Raw genomic sequence first — 14986 nt, 5'->3', positions numbered from 1 at the left:
CACAACACCCTAGTCTGTTTACTTCAGTCTGCTTTGCCGTTTCCTCTGACGCCAATGCCACCAATCGACTTCACCGGCTAAACCGATGAGCCCGACCACCGTCAGCATCCAGCCGAGCTTGAGCCCCGGCGTTTGGTACGTTAACTTAATTCGGTGCGTCCCGCTAGGCAGCCGAGCGCCAACAAAACCGTCGTTGACCACCAGCGTCTGGGTTGGCCGACCATCGACCGTCAGCTGCCAGCCCGTTGAGTACGGAACCGATGTCGTCATGACACTGGTCTGGCCCGTTGTTAGGTCCCCGGTGATTTGATTGTTCGTGACCCGCGCATGCTGCAACCCGCGTTGTTGCACGCGGTGAACTTGCTGATTATAGGATTGCCCAAATGGCACGGCAATCAACCGTGCCGATTTGAAATTGATCTGCTTCGTCGCGTTAAAGGTCACGTCAATGGTCTTGCGGAGCTGGCGTGAATAGCCCAGGTTCAACAGCACGTGCTGCTTGGGCTCGTAGTCGGACAGGTTATCAATGCCAAATTGGGAGAACGTCTTGGCCGCGTTACGCGTTTTCGCCGTAACCCAGTAATCACCCAGGTCTGGGGTCCGCGTGGTAGCGCGCCAGGCATTCAGTTTGGTCAGCGCCAACCGGGGCGTGGCACCCAGCACGCTGGTATTGTCCTGCGCCTGAAGTTGTCCGGCCGTGGTCAATTGCTCAGAGCTAATGCCGTTGAGTTCCAAATACAACTCGGTCCCCTGCGCCCGCTTTGGTCGGTTCAGCGTCAGTGTGTAGCTAATTGGATTGTCCTGCGCATCACTGACTAGTTGGTGCAGACCCGTGGCGTTCGCCGTGGTTGTTTGTTTAAGAATCGTCTGGTTCTTCGTCAATACCCGGTTCAACGCCTGCCGGTTCTGCTTCAGTGCGACCATTGACCCATACTGCCGCATATCTTGCTTGCTGATCAAGCCATTTTCATCCACGGTCAGTTTGGGCGCCTTCAGCGTACTGCCAAACATATCCTGTTGCTTCTCGTTAAGTCCGGTCTTCAGACCCGCTTGCCCCTGTTTCAGGCGATACTGGACGACCTTGTTGGTACTGTCGATCACCGGTACGGCATTGGGCGTGACCGTGTACCCCAGCGTCCGCTTAGGCGACTGGTAATCCACCGTCTGCACACCCTTAACCGCAGTTGGCGTGACGGCCCCCTGCGTCAAACTTCGTTCCCGGTCGACGCCACTAAGCTGATGCCAAGCCGCGGTCGTTAGGGCTTGCGGTTGCGTGTAGACCAACGGGAAGGCCAGCTTGGTCGTCAATACCTGGGTGCCGACGCCATTGGATAGCGCGTAAACCGGTTTCTCGGTGAAGACCTTTTTCTGGGCATGATACCCATACGGCAAGGCTTGATGTGCTGCCACCTGATCCTCACGGGCAAAGAGGTACTTGACCCCCAGCAGTTGATTCAGTGTGGTTCGACTGTCCCCTTGCCCAATCGGCGCGTTCATCGCATACTCCGAGTTCTGCAGGTCGCGGCTAAATTGCCCCACGTAGCCATTTTGAACGGAAAAATACGACATTGTCCCGTGGAGGCCGTGGGTCATGGTCATGTTGTTGCCGACCGTGCGAAAGAGATTAAAGTTTCGCGTGGCATCGACCCGGCTGAACGTCGCCGACTTTTGGGCCACCGTTTGGGCACCATCAAAGTAGTCCTGAATGTAGCGGGTCGCGTCGCCCCGCCGAAGTTCCTGGGTCGCCTGTACCCCGGCGTTCGGGTCGTAATAGCCCCAGGCGTTATTGACCAAATTGAGGCCCACCAGTGTCCAAACCAGGCCCAACGTGACGCGGGCTGGCGCATTGGCCACGAGAATCGCCGTTAACGCCAGTAGGAGGCCGTAGGTAATCAGGTCCCGGGCAGGATTGCTAAAGACCAAGCCGTTACTGAGGTAAACCAGCGCCAACAGGCCAGCCGCACTGCCCGCCAACCACCAGCGGTCCCGGTTGGACAGGGTCGGCAACTGGTCGGCCAACGTCATCGTTGCGAGTCCCACTGGTACGGCCGCCAGCAGAATCCAGCGGTTAGATGGCGTCGATAGCACGTTGAAGACCGCTGCGACGGCCGGAAACATCAGGCCGATGACCACGGCAACGAGCGTGCCCGCAACCCACTTGTGCTGCCGCCAATGGACCAACGTGTAGACGCAACCGAAGAAGGAAATACCGCTCAATCCCAACACGCTCCAGTAATCTAGTGTGTTTCCAGTCGTCAAGACGGCGTTGCCTAATTTTAAATAATAATCAATCGGATAGAGCCACAGGCCGTTGGCAAAAATCGACCCGGTCCGCGTGGAATTGAGCATCATTAAGAGCGAGGGCACCAATAACACGCCAGAAATTAAGATGCCCAGCCCGGCGGCGGCCAAAAATCGGCCAATCACCACTGGCAATTTCACAGCCAGTGTCCCCTGCTGCTTGACGTGCAGGTAGCGAATCACCGCGTAGATCAGACTGCCCAACCCTAAGATGTAGGCAAAGTAAAAATTACTGAGGATCGTCACCCCGGTCATCAGCGCCAGTAGCCCCCACCCCTTACCGTGAAGAATTCGGTCGATACCGACGAACAATAGGGGCAGCCAAATCATGGGCAGGAGGAAGAAGGGGTGATGGACGCCCACCATCAGCGAGTAGCCGGTAAAGGCGTACGTGATGGCCCCCAACAGGCGGCTGCTGGGCTTAAACGCGTATCGTTTGGCCAGTGCTAGGAAGGCTAGGCCGGTGGCGTAGAGCCGTAGAATAATGGCCCAGCCGAACCCCGCCTCTAAAAATTTCGTCGGTAGCAGTGCCAATACGTAGGCAAACGGGTCGCCGAGAACGTAATAGGCCAGCGTTGTCAGCTTGTCGGCGCCTAGCCCCATCGTCCAGGACCAACCGGCTAGCCCGCCGACACCCTCTTTGGCCAGTAGGCGGTGCAGCTCTAAAATGACGGGATAGTGTTGCGTCACCCCATCCATGTACCAGATCATGGTGCGATTGGCCAGGCCAAACACGCCAAACCCCAATGCCGCAATCACCGTAAACGCTAAGGTGTAAAGCCCCCACAGCGGCCACTGGCGGTGTCCGATTTTCATTTCGTTCCCTCCGTTTTCATTTGGTTGCTGATCTGATCCGTCCCCTGTCTGCCGACGCACACGAATCAACTAGCATAATTGTCATTTCTCTAATTACAGTAAAATTGTTGCTTCCAAAAACGCCGACCACATCTTAAATGACGTCAGTGTTAGCTAAGTTAACCTTAATTTTTGCAAGAAAACCGCTCCGTGTCAATGATTCTCGCCAGACGATACCCGATTGTAATGTTTCACATGGAACATTTTGTCAAAACCACCCTTTTGCTGGAAACCCCAGCGTTCGTTAACTGATCCACACAAAACAGCCGCCACGAGCTTGGAAACTGCTCATGACGACCGAGGTTTGCTTATTTTCTGTTGTGCGACTGGCCTTAGAACGCGCCACCGCCGGAACCGCCACCGAAGCCACCCGAACTACCGCCGGAGAAGCCACCGGAGCCACCAGACGTGGAGCTCAGGTCGTTCGATGTTTTAATTGAGCCGGCAACGCTGCTGCCAATCGCATCGCCCAGCGGTTGACCCGTGACGTTAGCGAAGTACAGTGGGTAGAAATCGATAAAACTCGCTTGCACTTCAGCTTGGCCAAAATCAATTTCCAGTTTCCGGGCAACCTGCTTGGCTAACCCAAAGGCCGCGGCGTACGGCAAGATTTGTTCCCACAGAATCAGGTCGCCAATCTTAGCCGTATTGAAGTGGCCAATGTCCTTGAGCATTCGCCGGAAGCCTTGGATCTCGTTGACCAAAATCAGGCTCTCCGCATTGTTGCGGTCGATGCGACGCCGTTGAACCAAGGCGTAACTCCAAACACCAATCAGCAAGATCACACCGCCACCCGCGGTCAGGGCAAACTCGTCGAGCCCCATGACCCAGGCAAAAATGACCAACGCGATGACCAGCGCACTGATGCCCGCTGCCAACCAGACTAACCGTTGGCGTAAGGTAATGTTCGCGTCATCCTGGTATTGGTCGGTTTGCTGGTCGATGCTCGTTTGCCAGTGTTCGAACCACTTGCCGACCTTGCCCTTCTTATCCTTCTTCGCAAATGCATTGAGCTCTTTTAACGTGAAGCTGTCGTTGGCGCCCAGGCGCACGAAACATTTCTGCAAGAAATAATTGTCCACGGTTCCCGTCTTGGTGATCCGGACGGTGTCCCGTCGGCCAGCCTTTACCGTTTCCACCTTGAGTTGGTGATTGCCCGCCGCCATCATGATGTCACCCGTCAGCGCATTGGTATTCGGCCACCGCGCATCAACTAGTGATTCCGCCAAAGCTGGCGTTACGCGTGGGACATCAAAGAAGTGGTCGACTGGAATGGGCCGCGAATAGACGTTGGCCGGATGGCGTTTCAACCACCACCAGGCCCCACCGAGTGTCGCCACCAACGCCACGAGTAGGCCCACGTAGCCCCCGTAAACGAGCCGGCGCCGACTCTTTCGTTGGGCATTGGCATCCGCGACCAAGGCAGCTTCCTGCCGTTGGGCCGCGGCTTTATGATTCTTCGCAACGCGATTGGGGTTAGTCGCCGTCACGCTGGTTGGAAAGAGTAGGTGACTTTCAATAAAGCTATTTGAAGGATTATTGGCCACCGTCATCGTCACGATCCCAGCCGCGCGATTGACCTGCGTGTGGCCGTCTAAAGGTCCGTGCGTCCAGCCCTGCAGCTGGGTGATGTTTTTCGCTGGCAACTGAATCGTGACTGCCACGTTGGTCAGCGGCACCTCCCAACCACCGCCAACGACGCGCCAATTAAGCTGAGCGGTGTCGCGGTAGTTCGTAATGACACCACGCAAGTGAAATTTATACGTGACTTTCAGTCGGTTACCCGCATGTACTGACCGGTACAACTTGGCCTTGAGCCGCTTGGAACTTTGCGTCAGCTGATAGGTATTGTCTTGTTGATTGCTAGCTGGTTTGGCCGTCACGACCTTGCCGCCATTAAGTTGCGTCCGCACCTCGGTGAGTTTGCCACCCCGAATGCCCCGCAGATCCTGCACGTTAAAGACGCCGTGATAATCCGAATTGAAGTGGTACGTCAACGTTTCCGTGACGTTAGCATCCCCATTTTTCAAGACCGTCACGTGCATGTTAAATGGTTGGATCTTATAGCTGGCTGAAGCGGTCACGGGCGTGTTGCCCCACACCAATAGCATGGTCAACACCGCCACCAGACTCCAAATCAGTCCCGTTTCTTTTCGCATGTCCATCCCCCCGTTTTCCCGTGTTTGTTTCAGTGTAGCATATCGCTCTTGGGGTGGGTATTCGTTGGCAAAGAAACTTTGGGCTGGCCTGTCGTTTCCTGCCAGTGGTCTGTGGCATGCAAAGATTTCCATTAATAATCAATAACCCAGCAACACGATTGCCAGTGGCTTTGATTGCTATTTACCAGTTAGCCAGGTACTATAGTGGTGAGAGAAGAATTCAACATACCAAACACCCCAACGATTGCACTCGTTGGGGTGTTTTTTAGTTCTAAAAGCGAACTGGTGGGCTAGGGAATGATTACTTCCGATGTTTACGACTTAACCAATCCACATAACTAATAACCCGACAACACGATTGTTGTTATCTTTGATTGCTATTTTAGTATCATCCTTGTATCATGTATTTGAAAGCATTCAACAAACACGCCAAACACCCCAACGATTGTGGTCGTTGAGGTGTTTTTTAGTTTTAAGCTACAAAACTGGCGAGCTAAACATCGAAAAAATTATTTCCGATGTTTGCGACTTAGCCAATCAGCAAACCAAGCGACAAGTAATCCCACCGCCAGTGGAAATAAGAAAGCATTCAGCAAGTGACTCACTCCTTCCCATCGTCACCTAAATCGACGAATTCTTTAGAATACAGGAGTGACCCCCATTCACCGCCTAGTCTGTCTCGCTTTCGTACCTACCGGCTTAATAGCCCGCCAACTCAACCAATCGCCCGGTAATCCGATTGTGAAGCACTTTGATTGTGTTTCCCACCTTGCTCAGTTACTATTAAGCCTGTAGATGGGCGTTACCAACCAGCACCCACCTATGGATTGCATTGGCACCCCTAACTAGTCATACCAATCCAGTACCTTCAGTCAAGAATTAGAAACACATGCATTTGTCAGGCCCCGACGACACGCCTCGCTGGGGTCTATTTTTGTGCAGAAAAATAGGCGAGCTTTTCGGTATTGACCGGAAAGTGTCGCCTATTAGACATTCCTAAAAACTATCACTCGTCGTAATCGACCGAACTTCAGCGGTTCCTTGACCCTCTGGCCCATAGCAATAAACGCCATCTACACAGCCCACAAAACCACCAGCGACCTCGGTGCTTAGGAAACTCGTTGCCATCTGGGTTGCTAGCCAACGATAATTGCCAACGGTCTCGTCAAAGTACCCGAACGACAGCTTCTGACCGTGCTGCTTGAGAATCAGTTTCTTCGGCATTTCTGGACAGGTGACCGTTTCAACGACGGTTTCCTGATCATCCAGATGCTTCGTCACCGTTAACGCAAATTGCCCGTCGGCTTCACTGATCATAAATGTCACAAAGTGCGTATGACTCTGATAAACCGCCAGGCCCACCTGACTCTCCGGAAGCGACACTTCGCCAAAGGCCACTTCAAAGGTCCCCGTCATGGTACTTTGCCGAATCCCCAAGAATGTTGGCGAGTCCATGGTTGCCAACGACTTCGGGGAAGAGACTAACTTCAATACCTGTTTTTGCTGATCCAAAACGTAGTGGTCGCGGTATGGATTACGCAGATATAGCGTCCGTAAATCTGCTTTATCCGTTTCAAAAGTCAGTTTATTCGCTAACTGTGGGACCGTCTGACTAGGGAGATTCAGTTCGCCGTGCGTTGCCAGACGACCGAGGCCGGGATTCAAGACCGGCCAGTCATCTTCCCACTGAACCCGACCCAGGAACGTTTCCCGACCCAGATTGACATAGCCTTCACACTGTCTGCTACCGAGGCACACAAAGTACCAGTCGCCCGTATAAGCCTGAACAAAGTCGCCATGCCCAACGTTTTTAACCGGGAAGTCTTTGCCCAAGAAACGATGTGTGAGAATGGGATTATCCAAATCTCCTTGGTAAGGCCCGAAGATATTTTTACTTCTGGCGACAGTCATCGCGTGTTGGTGCGACGTCCCCGCCTCTGCTATCAGCAGATAGAAGTAATCGCCCCGGTGATACAGGTGCGGACCTTCTGGCCAAACCACGTTCCGTAAGGCCCCTTGCCAAACCGGAGTCGTGTCCCCAATTTGACCCGTTGCCAAATCATATTCAGCAACGTAAATTTCCTTATCTCCCGGATACTTTGGCCCCGCTGAATTATCATGTGTCGCGGCGAAGTAGCATTTGCCCTGATAGAAGAACAAACTCGGATCAATCCCATCGGCAGCAGCAATAAAGCGCGGTTCAGACCACGGTCCCCGCGGATCTTGGGCGGTGATGACAAACATGCCACCACGGTTTTTCGTCGTTTCATGGTCTGCAATAATGTAGTAGGTTCCTTGATGATAGCGAATCGTGGGGGCATAGATACCCTCGTGATCATCATTTCCTCGTAGGCTCACCTGTGAATCCCGATCCAAGGCATTTCCAATCTGTTCCCAATGAACTAAATCTCGACTATGAAAGACCGGAATCCCTGGGAAATAAGAGAACGTGGAATTGACCAAATAGAAGTCCTGCCCCACCGCACAAATCGAAGGGTCCGGATAAAAACCATGTAAAACGGGATTTTCATACTGTACATTTGCCATTATTTACGCCACCTAGCTTTATTTTTAAACATCTAATAGTCTCAATACCTGCTAATTTGCCCACAAAAATAGACGACCCTTCCGGCAAGAACCGAAAAGTGTCGTCTATTACACATACAGTCTAATCTGCTACGCGGGTGTCCCGCCAGCTGACCAGTTTCCCGGCCTCAATCCAGCTAACGGTGACAAACCACTTGAGCGGGTCCATCATACACCCACCACTAACTTCCGCCAATTAATCTGCTTAACGACATATTCAGTCACCCATTGGACAAATTATGATCCTAAATTGATAACCCGGACAGACAGACTCTCTCGAACATATAGTGCCTGAGAAAATCGTTTAGTCAGGAAGTTCTTGGTAGTCGAAGTGGTCAAACGTAGCCACCTGTTCGTACCCTGCATAATCGACAGCTGCTAGCCCAACGAAGGCGCCAGTGAAGAAACCACCTGACGTTTGTAGGACGTAGTCATCGGACAGGATAGCGGCGTCTAACGTGACTGGCACCGTTTCCCAGGTCTTGCCGTCAAAGGAGTACTGGTACGTGTAAGATTCCTTGCGGGCTTGGACTCTGAACCAAACGGATTTCGCATCTGCTGGGACGGGAATCGCGTTGTCCTTCAGGAAGGACGTGTAGGTGTTGTCGTCGTTTTGAGCGACTTCAATCACGCGACCCTTCTTCTCATCGTTGGTGATGAAGATCCAGGAGTAGTGTTTATCGTTGTAGAAGTTGGCCAGACCAGCCATTTGTTGGTAGCTAAATGGATCAAAGCTAACTTCCGTTTCAGCATCGAAGTTGAAGGCTTGCCAGCGCCGCGCCACGAAGGACACGTCGAAGGTGCTAGATAAGGACTGTTGACCCACCAGCTTCAGCTTGCCGTCGCCGACCGTCCCCAACTTAGGGGTAAACGGCTGACGCAGCGTGTTCCAGTTGAGGTCCAACGTGGATTTACTAAAGTCATCGTGTTGTGAGTGATCCTTGGGGGCATCGGTTAAAATGGCATCCTTAGGGGCTTCCACTTCAACTTGACCACCGTGACCGCCAACAACCCGTGGCCAGCCAGCATCATCCCATTCAACCTTTTGAATTGAGGTTTCCCGGCCTAACGTGCTCCAGCCACGAGGATCATGACTGGATTCGTTGGCGTGGTTCCAAGGACGCGCGACCAACGAAGCGTAATACCATTCGCCACCCGGCGTTGAAGCCAAGGCCCCGTGGCCCTGCTTTTGCAGGTAGAAGTCAGGCGTGTCCACGTTCGTGATGAATGGCCCGTCTGGTTCGCCTTCAAAGGACAATTCATCGAGCGTCTTGGAGCGCGCGACGATTTCTTGGTGGGTAAAGACCGTACCACCCTCAGCAGCAAACAGATAGTAATAGCCGTTGATTTGATACAAGTGTGGCCCTTCGACCAACTTAACATCATCACCGTTGTAAATGTTGCGGGCCGTTTCCGGCTTCAGTTGCATCGTATCCAGGTCGAACTCGGTCAAGGTAATCCCGTTAAAGGGCTGCTTATACTCACGGTGATCCCAGGTCTGTTGGACCAGGTACTTCCGACCATTCTCATCGTGGAACAGGGAGGCATCGAACCCAACCCCGTTGATCTTGATGGGATCCGTCCATGGCCCATGAATGTCGGTCGCCGTGGTCAGGTAGTTGATCATATCCTTGAATGGCCCATCGGTAATTTTAACATCGGTGTAGATCAGCCAGAATTTACCATCGGCATAGCTCAAATCTGGTGCCCAAATACCCCCAGAAGACGGATTACCCGTCATGTCGAGCAGTGTCTTCGTGGACAGTGGTGATGGCAACAGGTTCCAGTGGACCAGGTCCTTGGATTCATGTAGGCGGACACCCGGGAACCATTCGAAGGTTGAGTTGGCGATGTAGTAGGTGTCACCCACCCGAATCATGCTGGGGTCGGCATTAAAACCAGGTAACACAGGATTTTGAATTTTCATAAGAAATTTATCCTTTCGTGTAAACTGAAATTTAATTTAACAGGGCCTTTCGTTCGGCCGTAAATACTTCTGATTGCAGACTTGATAGCGTGAATAACTAATAAATGAGGATTCAAACCTGGCAAGCTCGCCAGACCTGAATCCCCATCTTTCGTCGTCATTTTGGAACCGCCGTAACGGCTATTTCTGGCCTAGCAACGTCTCCTTGAAGAACCCGAGAGTTTCTTTAAGCAACGTTTCTTTCACAGCGACTGAATTCCAAGCATGACTGGCGCCTGGCACAACAACCAGATTGGTTGGTTGCTGATAAACGCTTTGATATTTCTTTGAGTAGCTGAGCGGTGCAATGTTATCCGCATCCCCATGAATGATGGTCACTGACCCCTTATACTTGGCAGCCTCTTCGTAGATTTGAATATTTTGTAAATCCGCAAAGAACGCTGGACCTAATTTTAAGCTATTGAAGTCCAGATAACCCGTCTGGGAAACCGTATCCGTCGACTTGCCCTGCAACACGTGTTTGTTCGCAATCTCATCAACAAAGACCGCAGCTGGTGACCACATGCACAGTGACTTGATTTCGTTTGGAAGCTGCCCCGCTGTCATACTAGCGGCCACACTGCCTAAACTCATGCCAAGTAACGACAAGCGCTGGGTATCAACGAAATCCAGTGTCTGAACAAACGCAACGAGTGCACGACTTTCCTCGAGCTCCTGACTAAAGGTAAAGTCGATGAAGTCCCCGTCACTCTCACCATGGTAACCGTAGTCAAAGGCAATTGCTGCGATCCCATTTTTGTTGAGCAAGCGACTCATGTAGACGAAGGAATTAAACGCCTCGTCACGATTCGAACTGAATCCGTGGAACATCAGGACGGTTGGCTGTTGACCCGTCGCGCCGTCTGGGATATGCGCCGTTCCGCGCAAGGTCAACCCGTTGATTTCCGTTGATAACTGTTTAATCATTGCCTATCTCCTCCCGCTATTGACTGTCGGTTGGCAGATGCTTCGTGATAAATCTGGCAATCTTGTCCCAAACAGCCGCGCTCCAAAAGTTACTCTCATGGTCGGCGCCCGATACCGTAACCGCTTCCACTTCATAGCCGTTGCGGTCAAGACATTCGGCCATTTCCGGCATCTGTTGATATGGCACCAAGGTATCCTTGGACCCGTGCATCAACAGGAATGGCGGGTAACTTTGGTCGGGGCGAACTTGATAGACGGGACTCATCTGTTCGAGTGTCTTGGGAAACTCGGTATTTTCCAAGTGCTGGGTCACTTCGACAAATTCCTTTTGATTCTTCAAAGCAACGACATTTGACACGCCGAAACAGCTAACAACCACGTCAACCTTGTCCGAGAATCCTGCGTAATCAGCCGTTTCGTAGCGCGGATCACCCGCGGTCAACCCGACCAACTGCATCGCATTGCCTCCGGAAGAGGTACCCAGGCCAATGACCTTATCAGCATCAATCGCATACTGCGCGGCATGTGCCCGCAAAAACCGAATGGCACATTTGACGTCCTGGAGAAAGGCTGGGAACGGATGGCCCTCAAACGCATTGCGGTGTTTGACCATGGCCACCACGTAGCCCTGCTTCGCTAGGTTTGCTAATTGAATAACTTCGAAACCATTATCACCGGTTTGCCAGCCGCTTCCTTGAACAAAGACCACTACGGGAAACGTTTGATCCGTTGGGCCCTCTAAGGACAGGCGCCACGGCACAATCAAATCCAACACTTGGTTGGGTTCTCCGCCGTCTTCACAGTAGGAAATGTTTGGGATCACTGAGTACATCCCCGCGTAATGATCATTCGACGACAAGTAACTGCTAATCATTCACTCAACCCCTTGTTCTTGGTTCTCTAAACAACTTAGTTTTTCTTCGGGTCAATCTTCACCTGTAAGGCAACATTGACCAGTTGTGGCTTGAGGTCCAGGTCCTCGGTCATCCCTAGGTCTGGCTCGCCATCAACATCGAAGTGCACGCGCCGAATACCAGAACTCCGCGGCCCCTCTTTACCTGGGTGCGCATGGTAACTGTTCCAGTAATGACCGTCATCATCAATGACGTAAGCGTTATGGCCGGGGCCAAATTCACCGGCAACCGTGTTGGACGTCAGGATTGGGTAGTTACTCTTCTGCCAATTCTCTGGGTCTAACGGGGACAACTCCCGGTCGATTTGCATCAGACCAACCACGTAGCTGTCATCGATCAGCGCCCCAGAATAGGTCAAGTACACCTTACCGTTTCGTTGAATCGCAAATGGTCCTTCATTAACTGGCGCACGGTTGTTTTCCCACCCATAGATAGGTTTTGCAATCACGACGGGGTCCGAAACCATTTGCCAAGGATGAGCAGCATCCACTTCAGCAATGTAGAGCCAAGCCCCTAAGTCGTTGGGCACAAACTGCCGTTGCGACCAGGTCACGTAAATGTGATCATCGATTTGAAATTCCGTCATATCCAGCGTAATCCCTTGCTTGATCAGGGGGTCACCGTTGGGCTTAACCACCCGTTTAGGTTCACACCAGTCACTAGCTAACATGGGATTGCCGTTGGGCTTCAAAGCCATGACATACGACTGCACGTCTTCAAACCGGTCGATAGTGGCTGAGTGGAACACGAACAGCTGGCCATCGATGATATGAAATTCTGGCGCCCAGAGCAGGTTGCCAATCGTATCGTACATGTTACTGTCCAAGATTTTAACTTCTTGTGCCGTCACTAATTCAGGAACTGAATCGGCTTCACGGATGTACAAACTGTGATTCCGGTCCGCATCATTCGTGGCAATGAAGTAATACTTATCTTGCCAGCGACCAATGCAAGGATCTGCCCGGTCCAACGCCATTGGGAAGATAAAGTGATCTTGGTGAATCCGTCCTTTAATTGTAAGACTTTGTGGCTTGGTAAAATCAATGTTACGACTGTACCAATCAACGCGTTTGTTGGTCTCGGTGCCATCGCTATACTTCGCGACAGCCTTAACCTCTTCTAATTCCTGCTGACTACCGACTGTGACTTCCTTAGGGAGCTCATTAGCCGTGTTGTACGGTTCATCTAACTTATTCAGCAGATAATCACCGATGGCATCACTAATGCTAATCTCCCCACGAGGAATGCAGCCATCAATATTTTCGGCAGCAACCTTGGGCTGGTTCGGAATCGTAGCAACTTCACTTTGTTCGTTACCACTGATTTCAAATGCCTGGGTGTCTGCATTAAACCAGAAGCTGGCGGCGTAACACTTGCCGGAAACTTCCCGCCAGAAGACCTTCTGGGCCATCTGACCATCGACTCTGACCTCTAAGATCACGTCGTTGCCAACCTTGATTGACGACAATTGTTGATAGTGGACAAAATCTTCGGTTGTGAAGCACAGGAGTTCACCTTTGCTGGTTAAGTCATTCTCAGCCTTGGAACCCGTTTGAATCGCAAAGATACCAAATGTGGTGTCATTGATTTGGAAGATGCAGGGTTGAATCAACGTTTTCGCGTCGATACTGCCGTCGTCCTTTTCAATACCCTTAGGGAAAAGCACCCCATAATTGTGATTCAACGCTTTAAAGGCTGACCCGTTTTGGGAAATTCCTAAATGCATTGAGTGAGATAACTTGGCGTCATAGCCCTCATCGTTCCACGGATCACGTTCATAACAAAGTAATTGATAATTTTTCATAAGCTAACCACCTCGTAAGTTCTCCTGGATTGACAGACTAGTCTTCGACTGCTTGTTCTTGTTCAGCTTTTTTGTTACGAGCATCAATTTCAGCACTCATTTTGTCCATGCTGCTGTCGGTGATTGGGTAGAAGATAAACAGAATCATCCCGGCAATGATGAAGATCAGTGGCAATAAGGATTGCATGGTCAAGATACCGTGTAAGGTACTTGCGGTTTGCATCTTCAAGCTGGCGTTGAAGCCGATAAACTTCAAGAAGTAACCAGGAACCACACCACCTAAGGCTAACCCTAAGGCAACGGCGAAGGAACAAACGGAACTGATGATAGCGTTTTCACGTTTGCCTAACTTCCAGTCACCGTAGTTAACAACTTCGGTTTCGAAGGCCCACATGTAACCAGTGGTAACGATCATCCCGATGGAAGCTAATAATTTACCAGTCATAACCAAGCCAACGCTGTGGGCGTTACCAAAGTACATGATCAAGAGACCTAGCATTAAGACGCCACTGAAACCGAGCATCAAACCTTTACGACCCATGTGACGCTTAAACCATGGGAACAATGGCACTAAGATAAATGAAGGAAGTGACCCTAACAAGTTAAAGTACTTCAGTAAATCAGGACGGCCCATGTTGTAAGTTACGTAGTAAGAACCGGATGAGTTAACAATACTCATGAAAATGAAGGCCAAGATGAGGTAGGCCAGTAAAATAGCAAATGGTTTGTTGACTTTCATTTGAACAAAGATATCTTTAAAGGAAACATCGTCCGTTGCTTGAGCAGACATGTGGTAGTGTTCGTGAATCATGGTGAAAGCAAAGAGTAACCCGATCAGACCCATGATGGCGAAGATACCCATCGTCAGGAACCAACCTTTTTGAGAAGCTTGGCCGGTGTAGGCGCCAGAGAAACCAGTAACTAAGAATGGTACCCCAAATGAGATCAACATCCCACCAACGTTTGAGCAGAACATGCTGTAAGCGTTCAGTTGGGCAATTTCATCGTTGTCCCGCGTCATGGCAGCTGGCATCGCACCTAATGGTGACAGGAACGTGTTCAGTAAGGATAACCCAACGTAAGTCGTGTACGCGTAAACAAGTTTGAATGTGTAAGCGCCACCAATTGAGTAGAAACAAAGGACGGATAAGACCGCATATGGAATGGCTAAGTAAAGTAAGTACCCACGATATTTACCAAATTTGGTCGTTCGTTTGTCGACCCACGTCCCATAAACTGGGCTGGCAACCGCATCAATAATTCTAACGAGTAAGAACATTAACGCGGCATCTGCTGGCTTCAATCCATAAACGTTGGTATAGAAGAATAACAGATAGGTACTGACCACGTTAAAGATCAGGTTGACGGACATCGAGCCAATCCCTTGACCCAACTTTTCTGTGAATTTCAGCTTGGGCATTACCTGAGCTTGTACGCTTTGCGCTTCATTATTTTCCAAAAGATTTTCCCCCAC

General features: G+C 51.1%; 8 protein-coding genes. All 8 read right to left on the bottom strand.

Translation table 11 applies throughout. The features are described from left to right. Positions 1–18: 18 nt before the first annotated feature. Complete coding sequence (locus JUF13_RS10150; protein ID WP_203639589.1) at positions 19–3117, bottom strand: YfhO family protein; 3099 nt, start codon at positions 3115–3117, stop codon at positions 19–21. 371 nt (positions 3118–3488) lie between these two features. Then, positions 3489–5315 carry a DUF2207 domain-containing protein gene (locus JUF13_RS10145; RefSeq protein ID WP_203639588.1) on the bottom strand — a complete coding sequence of 609 codons (1827 nt, stop codon included), beginning with the start codon at positions 5313–5315 and terminating at the stop codon, positions 3489–3491. A 996-nt stretch (positions 5316–6311) separates the two neighbouring features. Continuing rightward, the gene (locus JUF13_RS10140; protein WP_203639587.1) at positions 6312–7862 is read right to left on the bottom strand and encodes a glycoside hydrolase family 43 protein; all 1551 of its coding nucleotides are present in this window, start codon (positions 7860–7862) and stop codon (positions 6312–6314) included. A 343-nt stretch (positions 7863–8205) separates the two neighbouring features. Next, complete coding sequence (locus tag JUF13_RS10135; RefSeq protein WP_203639586.1) at positions 8206–9828, bottom strand: glycoside hydrolase family 43 protein; 1623 nt, start codon at positions 9826–9828, stop codon at positions 8206–8208. A 180-nt stretch (positions 9829–10008) separates the two neighbouring features. After that, positions 10009–10794, bottom strand: coding sequence for an alpha/beta hydrolase (locus JUF13_RS10130; protein WP_203639585.1), 786 nt, complete (start codon positions 10792–10794; stop codon positions 10009–10011). 16 nt (positions 10795–10810) lie between these two features. Continuing rightward, a complete protein-coding gene (locus tag JUF13_RS10125; RefSeq protein ID WP_203639584.1) occupies positions 10811–11668 on the bottom strand; it encodes an alpha/beta hydrolase in 858 nt (285 codons plus the stop codon). Positions 11669–11703: 35 nt separating this feature from the next. Continuing rightward, entirely contained in the window at positions 11704–13512 is a 1809-nt protein-coding gene (locus JUF13_RS10120) for a family 43 glycosylhydrolase (RefSeq protein WP_203639583.1), read from the bottom strand. Positions 13513–13549: 37 nt separating this feature from the next. Continuing rightward, entirely contained in the window at positions 13550–14971 is a 1422-nt protein-coding gene (locus tag JUF13_RS10115) for an MFS transporter (protein WP_203639582.1), read from the bottom strand. Between the last annotated feature and the right edge of the window lie 15 nt (positions 14972–14986).

Origin of the sequence: Levilactobacillus wangkuiensis (genome assembly GCF_016861605.1) — a bacterium.
Taxonomy (GTDB): domain Bacteria; phylum Bacillota; class Bacilli; order Lactobacillales; family Lactobacillaceae; genus Levilactobacillus; species Levilactobacillus wangkuiensis.
Note: the sequence above shows the minus strand (reverse complement) of the source record. Positions and strands in the feature narration are given on the sequence as shown.

Excerpts from the sequence above, each read along its gene's own strand:
- JUF13_RS10150 (WP_203639589.1), bottom strand. The coding sequence starts at position 3,117 with ATGAAAATCGGACACCGCCAGTGGCCGCTGTGGGGGCTTTACACCTTA.
- JUF13_RS10145 (WP_203639588.1), bottom strand. The coding sequence starts at position 5,315 with ATGCGAAAAGAAACGGGACTGATTTGGAGTCTGGTGGCGGTGTTGACC.
- JUF13_RS10140 (WP_203639587.1), bottom strand. The coding sequence starts at position 7,862 with ATGGCAAATGTACAGTATGAAAATCCCGTTTTACATGGTTTTTATCCG.
- JUF13_RS10135 (WP_203639586.1), bottom strand. The coding sequence starts at position 9,828 with ATGAAAATTCAAAATCCTGTGTTACCTGGTTTTAATGCCGACCCCAGC.
- JUF13_RS10130 (WP_203639585.1), bottom strand. The coding sequence starts at position 10,794 with ATGATTAAACAGTTATCAACGGAAATCAACGGGTTGACCTTGCGCGGA.
- JUF13_RS10125 (WP_203639584.1), bottom strand. The coding sequence starts at position 11,668 with ATGATTAGCAGTTACTTGTCGTCGAATGATCATTACGCGGGGATGTAC.
- JUF13_RS10120 (WP_203639583.1), bottom strand. The coding sequence starts at position 13,512 with ATGAAAAATTATCAATTACTTTGTTATGAACGTGATCCGTGGAACGAT.